Annotated in this window: 13 protein-coding genes; 5 read left to right on the plus strand and 8 right to left on the minus strand. The window is 42.9% G+C overall.

Translation table 11 applies throughout. From position 1 onward, the window contains the following. Positions 1–344: 344 nt before the first annotated feature. Both ACP7BU_RS14030 and ACP7BU_RS14035 read right to left on the minus strand, forming a co-directional pair. A complete protein-coding gene (locus tag ACP7BU_RS14030) occupies positions 345–1,508 on the minus strand; it encodes a zinc-dependent alcohol dehydrogenase (RefSeq protein ID WP_001202407.1) in 1,164 nt (387 codons plus the stop codon). Positions 1,509–1,849: 341 nt separating this feature from the next. After that, the gene (locus tag ACP7BU_RS14035; protein ID WP_129717334.1) at positions 1,850–3,781 is read right to left on the minus strand and encodes an ATP-binding cassette domain-containing protein; all 1,932 of its coding nucleotides are present in this window, start codon (positions 3,779–3,781) and stop codon (positions 1,850–1,852) included. 216 nt (positions 3,782–3,997) lie between these two features. Between ACP7BU_RS14035 and ACP7BU_RS14040 the strand changes: the two genes are divergently transcribed. From ACP7BU_RS14040 to erpA, 4 genes are all read left to right on the plus strand, one after another. After that, entirely contained in the window at positions 3,998–5,002 is a 1,005-nt protein-coding gene (locus tag ACP7BU_RS14040) for a putative solute-binding protein (protein ID WP_425880143.1), read from the plus strand. A 255-nt stretch (positions 5,003–5,257) separates the two neighbouring features. Then, a complete protein-coding gene (locus tag ACP7BU_RS14045) occupies positions 5,258–6,268 on the plus strand; it encodes a putative solute-binding protein (protein WP_005094844.1) in 1,011 nt (336 codons plus the stop codon). A gap of 191 nt (positions 6,269–6,459) precedes the next feature. Continuing rightward, entirely contained in the window at positions 6,460–7,467 is a 1,008-nt protein-coding gene (locus ACP7BU_RS14050) for a putative solute-binding protein (RefSeq protein WP_425880147.1), read from the plus strand. 121 nt (positions 7,468–7,588) lie between these two features. Then, a complete protein-coding gene (erpA, locus tag ACP7BU_RS14055; RefSeq protein WP_004281944.1) occupies positions 7,589–7,924 on the plus strand; it encodes an iron-sulfur cluster insertion protein ErpA in 336 nt (111 codons plus the stop codon). A 58-nt stretch (positions 7,925–7,982) separates the two neighbouring features. Here erpA and ACP7BU_RS14060 read toward each other — a convergent pair whose 3' ends face one another. The 6 genes from ACP7BU_RS14060 to ACP7BU_RS14085 form a co-directional block, all read right to left on the minus strand. Next, complete coding sequence (locus ACP7BU_RS14060; protein ID WP_016806936.1) at positions 7,983–8,360, minus strand: hypothetical protein; 378 nt, start codon at positions 8,358–8,360, stop codon at positions 7,983–7,985. Between the two features lie 105 nt (positions 8,361–8,465). Then, positions 8,466–9,374, minus strand: a complete 909-nt coding sequence (locus ACP7BU_RS14065) for a matrixin family metalloprotease (protein WP_005094835.1) — start codon at positions 9,372–9,374, stop codon at positions 8,466–8,468. A gap of 70 nt (positions 9,375–9,444) precedes the next feature. Further along, on the minus strand, positions 9,445–10,275 hold the full coding sequence (gene blaOXA, locus ACP7BU_RS14070; RefSeq protein WP_425880144.1) for an OXA-134 family carbapenem-hydrolyzing class D beta-lactamase: 831 nt from the start codon (positions 10,273–10,275) through the stop codon (positions 9,445–9,447). A gap of 146 nt (positions 10,276–10,421) precedes the next feature. Continuing rightward, positions 10,422–12,362, minus strand: a complete 1,941-nt coding sequence (gene dnaK, locus ACP7BU_RS14075) for a molecular chaperone DnaK (RefSeq protein ID WP_004647118.1) — start codon at positions 12,360–12,362, stop codon at positions 10,422–10,424. 118 nt (positions 12,363–12,480) lie between these two features. Then, on the minus strand, positions 12,481–13,029 hold the full coding sequence (gene grpE / locus ACP7BU_RS14080; RefSeq protein ID WP_004647116.1) for a nucleotide exchange factor GrpE: 549 nt from the start codon (positions 13,027–13,029) through the stop codon (positions 12,481–12,483). A gap of 1,003 nt (positions 13,030–14,032) precedes the next feature. After that, complete coding sequence (locus tag ACP7BU_RS14085; protein ID WP_425880145.1) at positions 14,033–14,533, minus strand: hypothetical protein; 501 nt, start codon at positions 14,531–14,533, stop codon at positions 14,033–14,035. 217 nt (positions 14,534–14,750) lie between these two features. Between ACP7BU_RS14085 and ACP7BU_RS14090 the strand changes: the two genes are divergently transcribed. Beyond that, positions 14,751–15,827 (plus strand): alpha/beta hydrolase, encoded by a 1,077-nt coding sequence (locus ACP7BU_RS14090; RefSeq protein ID WP_253173799.1) that lies wholly within the window; start codon positions 14,751–14,753, stop codon positions 15,825–15,827. Positions 15,828–15,931: the final 104 nt, after the last annotated feature.

The following is a 15,931-nucleotide window of genomic DNA, read 5'->3' on the forward strand; positions in this document are numbered from 1 at the left end:
AAATACTTGTAAATATAGTGTAGTTTCTCTAATCATTACCGTGGAACATATTGTTAACTAAAAACTCAAGATGTAGCTAAACTACATAATTGATTTAATAATCAAGTGAACTTTCATTTTTATTTAAAATCATACTTTTATCGATTTTTGCTTAACTTTTTTATTTCTCATTTTTGAGTTATTTCTTGATTTCATTATTGAAAATCGGGCATTTCTTTTATTACTCGATAGAAAAGAGGGAGGGAATCGCTGAAATGATATTGATTAGGAACAAGAAAAAGAGGATTGATAAAATGACGATGAAAAATAAAAAAGCGCCTGACGGCGCTTTTTTTTAATCATATTTATGGTGTTAGAATGACTTTACGACAGTCTTCTTCCTTTTTATCAAAAATACGGTAACCTTCCGCAGCATCTTCCAGTTTCATGCGATGGGTAATAATCAGATCTGGAGACAGATCTCCATTTTCAATATGTTCTAGCAACTGCGGCAAGTAATTATGCACATGGGTTTGTCCCATTTTAAAGGTCAAACCTTTGTCAAAGGCATCACCAAACAGGAAGCCATGAATTGGACCGGCATAAACTCCAGGTACACTCACCACACCGCCGCGACGGACCGCTGCAATACATTGTCTTAGCGCTGAACCACTCGAACCTTCTAATTTCAGGTTGGTCATTACGGTTTCCAGCATGCTACCTTTGGCTTCAAAACCGACCGCATCAATGACGGCATCGACTCCACGATAACCCGTAGTATTTTGAATGATAAATTCAGCGGCATCGACTTCATCAAAATTGACGGGAATTACCCCATAGGTTTGATGCGCGAAACGCAAACGGTAAGGGTGGTGATCGACCATAAAGATCTGCTCGGCACCGAGCATCCGCGCGCAGGCAGCAGCCAGCAGACCGACCGGGCCAGCACCATAAATCGCCACACTGGAACCTCGACCGACTTGGGCATTATTCACTGCTTGCCACGCAGTTGGCAGAATATCGGTCAGGAATAATACTTTTTCATCAGGCAGGGAACCCGGCACCTTAAATGGTCCGACATTGCCTTTGGGGATCCGTACATATTCAGCCTGACCACCCGGTATACCACCATACAGATGGCTAAAGCCAAATAAAGCTGCCCCTGGTGGGATCTGTTTTTTGTTGAGAATTGCACCACGACCGGTATTGGTATTTTCACAGGCAGCCATGAGTTCATGTTCACAGAAAAAACAGTGACCGCATGCAATCACAAAGGGAATAATCACCCGGTCACCTTTTTTGACTTCGGTTACTTCTGGGCCGACTTCTTCTACAATTCCCATAAATTCATGGCCGAAAATATCACCGTCTTCAGTGGCCGGAATTTTCCCCCGGTATAAATGCAGATCTGAGCCACAGATGGCGGTGGCTGTCACCCTTAAAATAACGTCATCTGGTTCCTGAATCACTGGATCTGGAACGGATTCAACTCGTACATCCCGAGCACCATGATAGGTAAGAGCACGCATGCGGATTTCCTCTCTCTAGTTCAACATTAAACAGACTCGTAGCAAGGCTGCCAAAAATTAAAAAACATTTGTATTAGAGCCTTAGGATGAAACAGCGCGCTGTAAATTAATGTATGAAATAAGGCATCCAACTGTTTAAAAAATAAACTTATATAGGGTTTGTGTAATTCATGACCTTATGTGTCGAATGAATAGAAAAGAACAGAATTAAAGAAACATCTAGACGTAGATGAAAAAATACAGGGGGGAAAATGGAAGAGAAAACATTAAAAATAGTGAATAAAAAAGAGATGAACAACGTTGGTCATTCATCTCTTATCTTAAATCTTACTAAAAGAGCTTTAGAACGTCTGTTCCAGACTTTCCAGTTCCATCATCAGTTCTAGCATTTGCTCTTCGGCTGTTTCCAGTTTGGCTTTTAGCTCGGTTTGCTCATTCATCAGTTTCAGCAAATCATTTTTACGTGATGCTTCGTATAAAGCACTGTCACCCAGCAGGTTTTCAATTTCAATCAGGCGCGGCTGTAGTTTGGCCATCTGTGTTTCGCATTTTTCAATATTCTTGCGAATCGGACGACTTAGTTCCCGCTGGCGAGCAGCTTCCTTACGTTGTGCTTCCTTGTCCAGTTTGGAAATAGTCGGTTTGACTTCGACTTGGGATTTCACCGGTTCTGCTGGCTTTTGCCCATTTTTAATCATCTCAATACGGGCTTGGCGTAACCAGTCAGCATAGGCAGTAAGATCACCATCAAACTCACGGCATTGACCATTATGTACCAGTAGCAGTTCATCACAGACGCTGGCGATGAGCTGACGTTCATGCGAAACTAGAACTACCGCGCCCTGAAAATCTTGTAAAGCCATAGTCAGTGCATGACGCATATCCAGGTCTAAATGGTTGGTCGGCTCATCCAGAATCAGTACATTCGGACGCTGCCAAACAATCAGCGCTAGGGCCAAACGTGCACGTTCACCACCCGAAAAACTTTCACTCGGCGTATCCATACGTTCGCCACTAAAACCGAAACTACCCAAGAAAGAACGCAGGCTGGCTTCACTGATTTTTTTATCGGCAATACGTGCCAGCTGTAACATCGGACTGGCATTACCATCCAGTGCATCCATCTGATGCTGGGCAAAATAACCAATATTCAGTAGCTCTGAATCTTTACGCAGGCCCTGAATCAGTTTCAGGTCACCGACCAGCGATTTAATCAGCGTGGATTTACCTGCACCATTCATCCCGAGTAACCCGATCCGGCTGTTGGGCGTGATCTGTAAATTTACATTGGTAACAATCAGCTTGTCGCCATAACCAATATCGGCATGTTCCAGTTGCAATAACGGCGAACTCATTTTGGTCGGTTCGCGGAAACTGAAAGTAAATGGTGTATCGACATGGGCAGCAGATAGTTCCTGCATACGTTCCAGCTGTTTGATCCGGCTCTGTGCCTGTTTGGCTTTGGTCGCTTGTGCTTTAAAACGGTCAATATATTTTTGCAGATGCGCGCGGGTTTCCAGCTGCTTTTCATACGCCTGTTGCTGCTGTGCCAGACGTTCACTACGGGTACGCTCGAAAGTCGAGTAGTTGCCGGTATATAAAATCAGTTCCTGATTTTCGATATGTAAAATGTGATCGGTAATCGCATCGAGGAAATCCCGGTCATGCGAAATCAGCACCAGCGTACCTTCATAAGCCTTGAGCCAGTCTTCTAGCCAGAGAATCGCATCCAGGTCCAGATGGTTGGTCGGTTCATCGAGGAGTAGTAAATCTGAACGGCTCATCAAGGTACGCGCCAGATTCAGACGCATACGCCAGCCACCGGAAAAACTTGAAACATCCAGCTGTGATTGATGTTCAAAGAAGCCCAGACCCGCCATCAGCTGCGAGGCTTTGGCAGGAGCCGAATAACCTGAAATTTCATCAAAACGGCCATATAAATGTGCCAGTTCTGCATCATCCAGTTGATCCGGCTGATCGAGTTTTTGCTGAATATCCCAGTATTCTTCATCGCCCGACAATACGAAATCAATGGCTTTCATATTCAGTGCTTTGATTTCCTGAGCCATATGCGCCACGGTCCATACCGCAGGTCGGGTCAGCGAACCGGTGTCCGATTCCATGCCGCCCAGCAAGGCTGAAAACAGGGTTGATTTTCCAGCACCATTGACACCGGTTAGGCCAATTTTCCATCCTGGGTGTAACTGCATCGACGCTTTTTGAAATAAAACACGTCCACCGCGACGTATAGATAACTGGTCTAACTGAATCATTGAGAAATCAAAGCTAAGAAATAAGATGCGCCTATTCTAAAGGAAAGCCCTGTGAAAATGAAAAATCTTACCGATTTTGCTGAAATGAATCAGTTTTCATCTCTGTCAATTGATTTGGGATAGACGCATAAGTTGAGTAAAAGCTCTATTTTATGCATGAACAGTGGTTTATAGTTCAGGCTGATCGAGTAAAAAATACCATAGAGTCAAATAAAAATGAAAAAGGGATGTTTAATTTTGTCGGCACTGGGTCTTTTGGTGTCGACTTCAACTCAAGCCAGAGTGAATGTCTGTGTTTTTGATTTGCTGGGAAAATCTGGTGAATCTTATAAGCTGCTGGAGGAATGGGCGCTGGCAGCAAAAGGCTGGGGTGCCGAAATTCAGCTAAACGCCTATCAGGATGAAGCCAAAGTCGATCAGGATGTCAAAGCAGGAAAATGTGATGCTTTCTATATGACTTCGATGCGTGCCCGCGCCTATAATAAATTTGCCGGATCGATTGATGCAATTGGCGGCGTGCCGAATAATGACATTGCCATGAAAGCCATCAGCTATGTGCTGGATAAACGCAATAGCAAACGCCTAATCACCCAGATTGGCAAAGAAAAATTCGAAGTAGCAGGCATCGGCCAGATTGGGCCAGCCTATATTTTTGTTCGTGATCGTACTCTAAATAAACTGGAACAGGTCAAAGGCAAGAAATTTGCTGTGCTGCATTATGACTATGCGCAAAAAATCATGGTCGACCGGATTGAAGCCGTACCGGTCATGTCGGAAATTTCCAATTTTATTCGCAAGTTTAATCAGGGCGAAGTGGATATTGTCGCTGCACCGGCTTATGCATTTAAACCGCTGGAATTACAGAAAGGACTAGGCCGTCAAGGCGCAATGATTAATTTTCCGGTGATTAATGTCACTGCTGATCTGATTATTCGTCAGGAAAAGTTTCCGGCAAGCTTTGCCGCACAATCCCGAAACTGGTTTGTGAAACAGTTACCGCGCAGCTTTGCCATGGTCAAGCGCATGGAAGCTGAGATTCCAAGCAAATATATTCTGAATCTAAGCCGTGAAGATCGTGTGGCCTACCAAAAGATTCTGCGTGATGGGCGGATCGATTTAACCAAACAGGGGATTTATGATCAGGGCATGATGAACGTATTGAAACGCGCGCGTTGTACGGTAGAAAGAACCAATTTTGAATGTTCGATTGGTGGCGAATAAATCTGAAATCATGTATATCTTTGTAACTATATCTGGGTAAATGTAATTATAAGAAAGCAGTTTTAAATATTAAGATATTGATATTTAAATATATATTTAAAAAATAACTTAGGCAACTATTGCTGATTTATCTTTATAGGCCAAAATGCCGGTTTTAAATGGAGTAAATGCTCTATTTTTTTTAATTAAACTTGCTTAATATTTGTCCCGTGTACGGACACTCAGCGAATAACAAGATTTCAAAGGATAACTACAATGAAAAAAACACTCTTATCATTGGCTGCATTCTCTGCATTTGGTTTTGCAAGTGCGGCGCATGCAGAAAAAGTCGATATCTGTGTGTTTGACTTACTGGGTAAATCCGGTGAGTCTTTCCAGATGGCGCAAGAATGGGCACTGGCTGCAAAAGGCTGGGGCGCAGAAATCAATCTGATTGCCCGTCAGGATGAAGCGGTTGCCGACAATGACTTCAAGGCCGGTAAATGTGATGGTGTGTTTATGACAGCCATGCGTGCCCGTCAATACAATAAATTTGCCGGTTCTATTGATGCACTGGGCGGTGCACCAAGTAATGCCATTGCCCAGCGTGCGATCAGTTTTGCTCTGGACAAACGTAATGCAGCGAAAATGGTCAGTAATATGGGCGGCAAAAAATACGAAATTGCCGGTATTTCACCGTTGGGTTCAGCATTTATTTTTGTTCGTGACAAGAATATCAATTCGATTGAAAAAGCCGCAGGGAAGAAATTCGCCGTACTTGGCTATGACGATGCCCAGAAAATCATGGTACAGCGCGTCGGTGCGCAGGCAGTGATCTCCGATGTTTCTAACTTTGTCGCCAAATTTAACAATGGTCAGGTGGATATGGTCGGTGCACCTGCTTATGCCTACAAGCCATTAGAAATCTATAAAGGTCTGGGTAATAACGGCGCAATGTTTAATTTCCCGGTACTGCATGTCACCTCTGATTTTGTGATTCGTCCGGAAAAATTCCCCGCAGGTTTTGGACAGAAATCGCGTGACTGGTTTATCAAAAACCTGCCAAAGAGCATGGGGATGATCAGCCGTCTGGAAGCGGGTATTCCGTCGAAATATAAAATGAATCTGAGCGCTGAAGATAAAACCAAGTATCAGAAAATGTTACGTGATGGCCGGATGGACATGACCAAACGCGGAATCTATGATGCCAGCATGATGTCGGTCTTAAAACGTGCGCGCTGTTCTGTCGATAAGGCCAACTTTGAATGTTCAATTGCTGGCGAATAATCTGATTTTTAAAGAAAAAAGCTTAGATTGATCTAGGCTTTTTTTATGGCTGAACCAGGTCAGATCTGCCATTGTGCAGCGAATAAAATAGCTTAAGCTTGAGCTAAATATTAAATTCGCATGTTTTATATAAAAAACAATCACATGTGACTAAAACTGCAATAACAAAAACAAGCGATAAGGAAATGATGATGCATAAAGGATGGAAAGCACTGGCATTGGCTACGGCAACACTGGCTGTTTCAGGTTTGGCACAAGCCAAACAGGTGATTTGCGTATTTGATCTGGTCGGTAAAAACGGTGATGTCTATAGTGTGATGAAAGACTATCAGTTGGCGGCCAAAAATTGGGGTGCAGATGTCGAACTGCGGGTGAATACCAATGAAGCGGTGGTTGCAGAAGATTTTAAAGCTGGAAAATGTGACGGCATTAGTGTGACCGGGATGCGTGGCCGTCAGTTCAATAATTTTACCGGTTCACTCGATGCTATTGGCGCGATTCCAGATCTGAATCTGGCAGTTAAAGTCATGCAGGGCTTGGCCAGTCCCACCTTCGCCAAACATATGCTGCAAGGTAAATATGAGGTAGTCGGTGTCATTCCTGTGGGTGATGCTTTCCTGCTGGTGAACGACCGCAGTATTAATACCGTTGCTAAAGCCGCTGGTAAAAAAATTGCCGTACTTGATTATGATGAAGCACAAAAAATCATGGTACAGCAGGTCGGCGCACAGGCGGTGAGTGCCGATGTCACCAATTTTGGTGCCAAGTTTAACAATGGCCAGGTGGATATTATTGGTGCACCAGCAGCAGTATTTAAACCGCTGGAATTACATAAAGGTTTGGGTAATAAAGGCGCGATTGTGAATTATCCGGTGTTGCAGGTCACAGGCAATATCATTATCCGTCCAGATAAATTTCCGGCAGGTTACGGACAAAAATCACGTGAATGGGTGAGAAGTCAGTTACCGCGTGCCTTTGGTATTTTGGGGAAAATGAAAGCGGACATTCCAGCAAAATACTGGATGGATATTCCTGCTGCAGACAAATCGGGTTACCAGAAAATGATGCGGGATTCCCGAATTGACCTGACCAAACGCGGTGTTTATGACAAACGTATGATGAAATTGTTATGGCAATTCCGCTGCAAACAGAACCCGAAAAACTTTGAATGTGCCTTACAGGATGAGAACTACAAATAATCCTGATAAAATTACTCTGATTTGACTTTTAATCTGTAGAGACTGACCATATATTGAGTGTGCTATACTTAAACATGGTCTTTTCTTTTTAAAGACATTCCATTCAACAGAGGAATCCGCCATGAATGCCCAAGCGCTTGTGCTCACCGACAATGCCGCAAATAAAGTACGCCAGTTGCGTGACAGTGAAGGTAACCAAGACTTAATGCTCCGTGTCTATGTGACCGGTGGCGGCTGTTCAGGTTTCTCTTATGGCTTTAATTTTGCAGAAAGCCAGAATGAAGATGATGCAGAATTTGCCAATGGCGATGTTAAAGTCCTGGTCGATTCATTGAGTTATCAATATCTGGTCGGTTCGGTGGTAGATTATTTAGAAGGTCTGGAAGGTTCACGTTTTGTGGTACAAAACCCGAATGCGACCACGACCTGTGGTTGTGGATCTTCATTCTCGATCTAAATCCATGCACAAAAAAAAAGTCCTCTCAATGAGGACTTTTTTATATCTGGAAGAACGTTTAGCTATCCAGTTTTACCGCTTCAAGCAGGTCAAAGATCACGGTAGTGACATCCTGACTCAACTCGCGGTTATTGAAAATTTCATAGGCGCTAATGGTAATGTCGGTATCGCTTGGCAACAGACGCTGTTCTTCTTCGATCAGGTCATTGATCGGTAATAAGGTCTGTTTGATTTCCAGATGCAGAATATCTTTATATTCCAGATTTTCATCGTCGAGTTCAATCAGTTGTTCATTGAAATAAGGCAGCAAAATCGAATGAAGATAGGGTTGGATGTCCTCGATATCAAAGATTTCGATATCACGGGTTTCATCAATCGTACTAATGTGGTCATTTACTTCAATTAAAATATGGTAGTAACTCACACGAATCTCCAAAGATGGCCTGAACAATGTAGCCAATCACAATAACATGAAATCAGAATAGAGTGTTTTTTATAATACTTATACACTTAAATTAATTAGGGAATTCAAGCTGATCACTTAACGGTTATAAAGCAAGGTCTTGTCTGCAGGTCGCAGCTGGAAGTGTTGCAGATTCTGTTTACCCAGCACCGGATACATCAGTGCTTCCGGGTCATTATGGTGATACAGCCCCAAGGCATGTCCGAGTTCATGTGCCAGAGTCAGACGGAGATCATCTTCTGCATCAAACTGATAGACATGAATTTGATCACCCATAAACACGCCTTTATGAAATTCGCGGGCAGGGAAACGCTGTTGGGCTTGAATGATATTCTGCTGATGGTTTTGCAGACCATGTTGATGCATGGAAACATTCATATTAAAGGAACTTTGCTGTTCCTGAAGGTACTGAAGTTCCCGTTGAAAACTTTCCGATTTGCGCTGTAAAGCCAAAACCTCATATTCAATCTGCTCATGTTCATAAGCAGATAAATTTGGCTGACGGCGTCGTTGCTGTAAGGCCTGAAATTCACTATTCATCTGATCTCTTTGCTGGATCAGGCGTTGCTGCTGACTTTCCAGATGCTGATGGGATGCTTCCAGATTTTTGACCTGACGTTGATACTTGGCGTCATCTGCCAGCAACTGTTTTTCGACTTTCTTCAAGGCATCATAGTCTTGCTGGCGTTGATCATAGATCAGGTGAATACTCAGCCTGGCATTTTCATCATAGACCATCAAATCATCACGATTGCTTCCCTGATGCCAGATTTCGATCGCTTCCTTGCTCAGTTGAATGACTTGATCTTTACTTAGTCCAAAGCCTGAATCGACCTGATCAATTCGGAAACGTAAGCGTGTATCGAAAGGATGCGTCAAGCGATCAGCCAGCGAGTTATAGCGCAGTTGAGGATGGGTTTGGGCCTGCATATGTAGATAGGCAGACATGATCAATCCCACTACGAGCAGACAGAGCAGAAGACGCATATTTTTTATTTAAATGTCTATTTTTTAAAAATATAGCTTAATTTTAATGCCTTTCCCATGCTTATTTGCATCATCCTTCAGCTTTTGGATAAAGCCCTAATTTGGCCAAAGCCTGCTGCAAAATTTCAAGGCGGATCGCCGGATCTATACCATTTTGCATCTGCATATTGAGTGAAAATGCCACGATTTCAGCCTGCGGTGTTTCAATCCAGCCGGTGAGCCAGCCGACTTGCGGTTCCACATCCATGCCCCAACCGGATTTGACATATAGTCGATAAGCTTTCCGCTCCTGTAAAAATAACATGGCTTTGACTTGTTGCTGGACTTGAGGATCAAAGGCCAGTTGCTCTCGGGCCAACGCAGAAACAAATTGGACTTCCTGTTTTGGAGTAACTTTCAAAGGGCCTACCAACCAGAAGTTATCGACCTGTTGACCAATCTGCTGATTACCAAATTGGATGCGTTGTACTTCCTGTTGCATCAATTCAAGGCCAATGCGACGTGCCAGTTCCTGATACACGGGTACAGCAGAAGCTTGCATGGCTTCGCCGAGAGTCATGTCTTTTTCCCAGGCTGCAAAACTGCGTTTCTTGCCATCCCATTTAAAAATTTCATTGGTTGTGGCTTTGCCATGTTGCAGGCCAATCAGGGCATTGAGCATTTTAAAAGTAGAGGCGGGAACATATTCGGTATCTGCACGGCTTAAATCATTACCATAAACCTGTATCTGTTGACCACGCTGAATCACTAGAACACCCGCGCTTTGCGCCTGATCAAATAATTGGGCAATGGCTTGAGTCGATTGAGTCGAAGTGCTTTGAGATAGGAGAGATGAAACGGGCAGGCTACACGCTGTCAGGCCCAAGCAACTAAGTAAAGGCAGCAAAATCAGAATTTTCATGGGTTCAGGGTATTTTAATGTTGGATTTAACTTAAACAGCTTTTCCTGAAAATACGATCAAATTTTAGTAATTTTTATTTTATTCTTTTAAGTCGAGACATAAAAAAACCGCGCTTTCGCGCGGTTTTTTCAGTTAAAGCGACAAATTATTTTTTGTCATCTTTCACTTCAGTGAACTCAGCATCTACAACGCCGTCGTCCGCTTTTTGAGATTGACCTTCGCCGCCTTGGAATGCATTCGGGTCAAAACCTTGCGCACCGCCTTGGCCTTGAGCAGCTTCATATGCACGTTGTGTAATTGGCATGATGATATTTTGCAGCGCTTCAGTTTTCGCTTTGATTTCTTCAACGTCATTTTCTTTAGTTGCAGCTTCAAGCTCAGAAACCGCCGTTTCAACAGCAGTTTTTTCGTCAGCTGTTACTTGTTCACCAAGATCTTTCACTGCTTTTTGTGAAGAAGCAACTAAAGCATCCGCTTCGTTACGAGCTTTTGCAAGCTCTTCAAACTTACGGTCTTCTTCAGCATTTGCTTCAGCATCTTTGATCATTGCTTCGATTTCAGCATCAGACAAACCTGAGTTTGCTTTAATCTGGATCGATTGCTCTTTACCAGTGCTCTTGTCTTTCGCAGATACTTTCAAGATACCATCAGCATTGATGTCGAAAGATACTTCAATTTGTGGCACACCACGTGGCGCAGGTGGAATGTCACCTAACTGGAAGTTACCCAACAGTTTGTTTTGCTGCGCCATTTTACGTTCACCTTGGTAAACTGAAATGTCTACAGCAGGCTGGTTGTCCGCAGCAGTTGAGAATACTTGAGATTTCTTCGCAGGAATCGTGGTGTTTTTCTCGATGATTGCAGTCAACACGCCGCCCATGGTTTCAATACCAAGTGTCAACGGAGTTACGTCAAGTAGAAGTACGTCAGTTTTGTCACCTGAAAGTACCGCACCTTGAATCGCAGCACCCATGGCGACTGCTTCGTCAGGGTTTACGTCTTTACGTGGCTCTTTACCGAAGAACTCTTGAACCTTCTGTTGAACCATTGGCATACGTGATTGACCACCCACTAGGATCACGTCAGAGATGTCAGAAGTCGAAAGACCAGCATCTTTAAGCGCAATACGGCAAGGCTCAATGGTACGCGCAACCAGGTCAGCAACCAGACCTTCTAATTTTGCACGTGTTACGTTGATCACTAAGTGTTTAGGACCAGTCGCATCAGCAGTGATGTATGGAAGGTTGATTTCAGTTGCATTTGAAGATGAAAGTTCGATCTTCGCTTTCTCAGCAGCTTCTTTTAAACGCTGTAACGCCAGTGGATCTTGTTTCAGGTTAAAGTTTTGTTCTTTCTTGAACTCTTCAACCAGGAACTCGATTAACGCGTTATCGAAGTCTTCACCACCTAGGAATGTGTCACCGTTAGTCGACAATACTTCGATTTGCTGGTCACCATCAAGGTCAGCAATTTCAATGATTGAAACGTCGAAAGTACCACCACCCAAGTCATAAACCGCGATTTTACGGTCGCCTTCTTTCTTGTCCATACCAAACGCAAGTGCCGCAGCAGTTGGCTCGTTGATGATACGTTTAACTTCTAAACCTGCAATTTTACCTGCATCTTTAGTTGCTTGACGCTGTGCATCGTTGAAGTAAGCAGGAACAGTAATAACAGCTTCAGTTACGGTTTCGCCCAGGTAATCTTCAGCAGTTTTCTTCATCTTTTTCAAGATTTCAGCAGAAACCTGTTGTGGCGCCAATTTTTTGTCGTTGACATCAACCCAAGCATCACCGTTGTCAGCTTTGATGATTTTGTAAGGAACCAGACCGATATCTTTTTGTACCGCTTGGTCTTCATAACGACGACCGATCAGACGTTTGATCGCGAACAATGTATTTTTCGGATTCGTTACTGCTTGACGCTTTGCAGATTGACCTACCAGAATTTCGCCATCTTTATAGGCAATAATAGATGGAGTGGTACGCGCGCCTTCAGCGTTTTCGATTACTTTAACTTTGTCGCCTTCAAGTACTGCAACACATGAGTTTGTAGTACCTAAGTCAATACCAATGATTTTAGCCATTTGGATGTTTCCTCTAAAATTTTTTTGTGATTTACACTTGTTATCCGATATGAGAGCCGTTCGATTTTTTTCAAGTAAAATTTTTGAAAAATTTCACAAACTCCCGAATTTATTTGGCTTAAGCGCCGACCATCACCATGGCAGGACGCAATAAGCGACTGTTAAGCGTGTAGCCTTTTTGCAAAACAGTCCCAATTTCATTTGCTTTGGCATTTGGATCAATCCCGACTGCCTGATGCAGGTCAGCATTGAAACCGTTGTTGGTATCCACTGCCACAACCCCAAATTTCTCCAAGGTATGCAATAAAGATTTAAGGGTCAGTTCAACACCTTCACGCAATGGTGTTTGCTCTTCACCTGCAGCCACAATGGCACGTTCCAGATTGTCGACTGTTTCTAGAAGCTCTTTAGAGAACTTTTCCAGAACTGTATCTTTATGCTTTTCAGATTCACGCTGAATACGTTCAACACTCTTTTGTGCTTCATAAACTGCATTGGCGGTACGGGCTTTTTCTAACTTTAAATCACCTTCAAGCTGCGCAATCTGCTCTTGTAAAGACTCAACGGAAACTTCAGCCTGCTCGGTTTCAGCTTGAGTTTGCGCTGTATCTTGTTCCGCTTGCTCTTGCTCAAGTTGTTGAGCTTGCTCGTTTTGCTCAGTCGCCATTGATTTACTCCGTTTAAATGGGTTCTTAAACATGTACAGTCCTTAGGCCTCAGTGTTCACTGCGTTTATGCTGAACTGCCATGGTTGTGAAGTTCTTGATTACCTAAAGAAATCGGGGCAGGGTGTAAAAATTCAAGCGTCGACCCAGATTAAATTTAAGATTTATACAAAATACTGAATCCAGCGGATAGCAGAACAAGCTATTCAGAACACAACAGCAGGATAGGATGAGAATAAAATACACGGACATCAGCAGCGATGAATCCGAATTTTGAACTGAATAGATTTAATTGGCGACTAAATCTAAGAATTAAGTATTTGAAAATAAATATAAAAAATGAATAATCGTATTTTTGAATCAAATTAATAATTTTAATCCGTTTTAAGTATTGGTAAAAAAATTGCATCATACTTCTATTAACAGCGACCTTGTTCAGAGGAGAGAGCCGAACCGGGTTGCTGTTGCCCTATTTTAGAGTTGCTTTTTTCAAGCTGAGTATCCCCAAAACTCAGCTTTTTTTTGCCTGTTTATTTATTAGACATAAAAACGATTAATATCTAAGCAATAAAGTCTTTCACAATAGATGAACTTTTGATTAATATTTATTCCAGATTCTATCGCTGTAGTTTCTTCTTATTTTGAAATGTGTTTTCGTGGCTTATCCTGTTCTCTAGATAAGCCTTTTTTTGTCCAGAATTTACCTTTTTTGAATTTGTTGGAATCAGTCGTCTCTATTTTAGCGGTTTGTAAGATAAAACTTACAGCTTGGATAGTGAATGTCCGCTTCATGAGAGCAAGTTGATTCGATAGGATAATTTATATAGAGAATAGGATGTTCTGGTTGAATTGCTGAGAAGCATAAGCGAAGTGGAAGTTCGTTTAACATAACCCTCTGCAAAGGCCCTAAATAAATTTTCTTTAGGGCCTTTGTCTATCTGGCAGCTATCTTTTTCCATTTAAAAAGCCCAGTCTGGGCTTTTAATACAGAAAATGATTCAAGTCTTAATCGCGACGATCGCGTGAACGTTGTTCTTGATGACGTCGGTTGTCATTCCAGCGTTGATTAGAACGATTTTGCTGGACTTTTTTACTGCGTTGATCTGTTACACGTTTACGCTCCAGATCCTGACGACGTTTACGTTCTGTCTCTGCCTGTTTTTGCCGTTGCGTCATGATATTTTTACGTTGCTGTTCATGGCGCTGTCGTTCCAGTTGGCTTTTACGTCGATCCAGCTCTAACTGTCTTTTACGATCCTGCTCCCAATTGCGACGTTGTAATTCCTGTTTACGTCGATCCAGTTCAATGCGTTTGCGTTGCTGTTCATATTCCCAACGTTGCCGCTCATAGCGACGATCTTGTTCATAACGCCGGTCCAGTTCATAGCGACGGTCATAACGCTGATCATAGCGGCCATCATAATAGTCACCATCTTCAGGAAATGCGACGCAGCCTACAGCTAAAAATGCAGTCGCCAAAGACAGAGCTATAATTTTGCTAGCCATAGGCATCCTCCCGATTTGTAATAAAAAATATACTTAAGCTCGCAAAAGTACGTCAAAAATAACCTTTAAACGGTCAATGACATCTTTTATAAATGAGGGTAACGTATCGAGTAGAAGCTATATGTACATTGATATTAAGACTTATATAAGAATATGGTCACTGAAACGCTAATCGTGTAGAAACTATGAAGAATTAAGAGAATAAGGACTAAAAATAATGACTGTGAATCCTCCGGTTCTGAAAAGTGTGATGGAAAAGGGACAAGGGACGGCAGCGCGTATGCTGGACCGCTTACCTGGCATTGCACAGGAAGCATTAGTTAAGGCTCTGGATTATCCTCATGTTTATCCTGATTTAGATCCATTGGTTAAATGCCTGATGGCCATCCAGATAAAACAGGGGCATAGCAGTTTTATCAGTGAGGATCTGGCTCATTCGCGCACATTGTTTGATGCACGCATGAAAGCGATCGCGGCTAAACCAACTACTGTCAAAGTCATCGAAGAGCTGCGCCTGCCTTTGCAAAGTGGCAGCATCTTTGCCCGGCATTATCATCCAGCTCCACAAAAGAAGTTGCCGATGGTGATTTTTTATCATGGCGGTGCATTTATGGTGGGCGGTCTGGACAGCCATGATGAATTCTGTCGCTTGCTGGCAGTACATGCCAAAGTGCAGGTGCTAAGCGTGGCTTATCCGCTGACGCCAGAATTTAGCCCCTTGCAGATGGTACAGGTTTGTGAAGATGCCTTGGCTTGGGCACATCAGCATAGTAAGCAACTAAAAATCTATAAAAATCGTATTGCCGTAGCAGGGGACAGTGCGGGCGGAAATCTGGCTACTGTGGTGGCACAGCGCAGTGCAGGTAAATCTTATGCCGCACGAGCACAGCTTTTGCTTTATCCGGCGGTCGACTTTAAAAGTCGCCATCCTTCTTTTTATGCCTATAAAGATGGACTGGTACTTTCGGAACAGGATATTGATCTGGTGACCTTAATGTATGCCCAAACCCATCAGATTGAACTGGATGATCCGCTGATTTCACCCACCTATGGTGAATTGCAAAACTTGCCGCCAAGTTATGTGATTACTGCACGTCATGATGTCCTGCATGATGAAGGTTCAATCTATGCACATAAACTACGTCAGAATGGCGTGAGTGTTCATTATCATGAATATACCGATCAAGCACATGGTTTTATTAACCTGACGCCGATCTCCCGCCGTGCCAAAAAATATGTGATTGAGATCAGCAAAAATTTCCGCAAATTTTGGGACAAAAATAGGGTGTGTTGACACTTTTAGCTTAAAAAAATAGCGAAGTAGTAAAATCAAATCGCCAAACCCAATTTTACTATTCGCTATGCCTCGTACCATGCTGACAGATCAACACTGGCAAA

Origin of the sequence: Acinetobacter sp. 40AMC3-4 (assembly GCF_049898185.1) — a bacterium.
In the GTDB taxonomy this organism is placed as follows: domain Bacteria; phylum Pseudomonadota; class Gammaproteobacteria; order Pseudomonadales; family Moraxellaceae; genus Acinetobacter.

What these genes read in the sequence shown, in the direction of transcription:
- ACP7BU_RS14030 (WP_001202407.1), bottom strand. Translation starts at nt 1,508, where the DNA reads ATGCGTGCTCTTACCTATCATGGTGCTCGGGATGTACGAGTTGAATCC.
- ACP7BU_RS14035 (WP_129717334.1), bottom strand. Translation starts at nt 3,781, where the DNA reads ATGATTCAGTTAGACCAGTTATCTATACGTCGCGGTGGACGTGTTTTA.
- ACP7BU_RS14040 (WP_425880143.1), top strand. Translation starts at nt 3,998, where the DNA reads ATGAAAAAGGGATGTTTAATTTTGTCGGCACTGGGTCTTTTGGTGTCG.
- ACP7BU_RS14045 (WP_005094844.1), top strand. Translation starts at nt 5,258, where the DNA reads ATGAAAAAAACACTCTTATCATTGGCTGCATTCTCTGCATTTGGTTTT.
- ACP7BU_RS14050 (WP_425880147.1), top strand. Translation starts at nt 6,460, where the DNA reads ATGCATAAAGGATGGAAAGCACTGGCATTGGCTACGGCAACACTGGCT.
- erpA (WP_004281944.1), top strand. Translation starts at nt 7,589, where the DNA reads ATGAATGCCCAAGCGCTTGTGCTCACCGACAATGCCGCAAATAAAGTA.
- ACP7BU_RS14065 (WP_005094835.1), bottom strand. Translation starts at nt 9,374, where the DNA reads ATGCGTCTTCTGCTCTGTCTGCTCGTAGTGGGATTGATCATGTCTGCC.
- blaOXA (WP_425880144.1), bottom strand. Translation starts at nt 10,275, where the DNA reads ATGAAAATTCTGATTTTGCTGCCTTTACTTAGTTGCTTGGGCCTGACA.
- dnaK (WP_004647118.1), bottom strand. Translation starts at nt 12,362, where the DNA reads ATGGCTAAAATCATTGGTATTGACTTAGGTACTACAAACTCATGTGTT.
- grpE (WP_004647116.1), bottom strand. Translation starts at nt 13,029, where the DNA reads ATGGCGACTGAGCAAAACGAGCAAGCTCAACAACTTGAGCAAGAGCAA.
- ACP7BU_RS14085 (WP_425880145.1), bottom strand. Translation starts at nt 14,533, where the DNA reads ATGGCTAGCAAAATTATAGCTCTGTCTTTGGCGACTGCATTTTTAGCT.
- ACP7BU_RS14090 (WP_253173799.1), top strand. Translation starts at nt 14,751, where the DNA reads ATGACTGTGAATCCTCCGGTTCTGAAAAGTGTGATGGAAAAGGGACAA.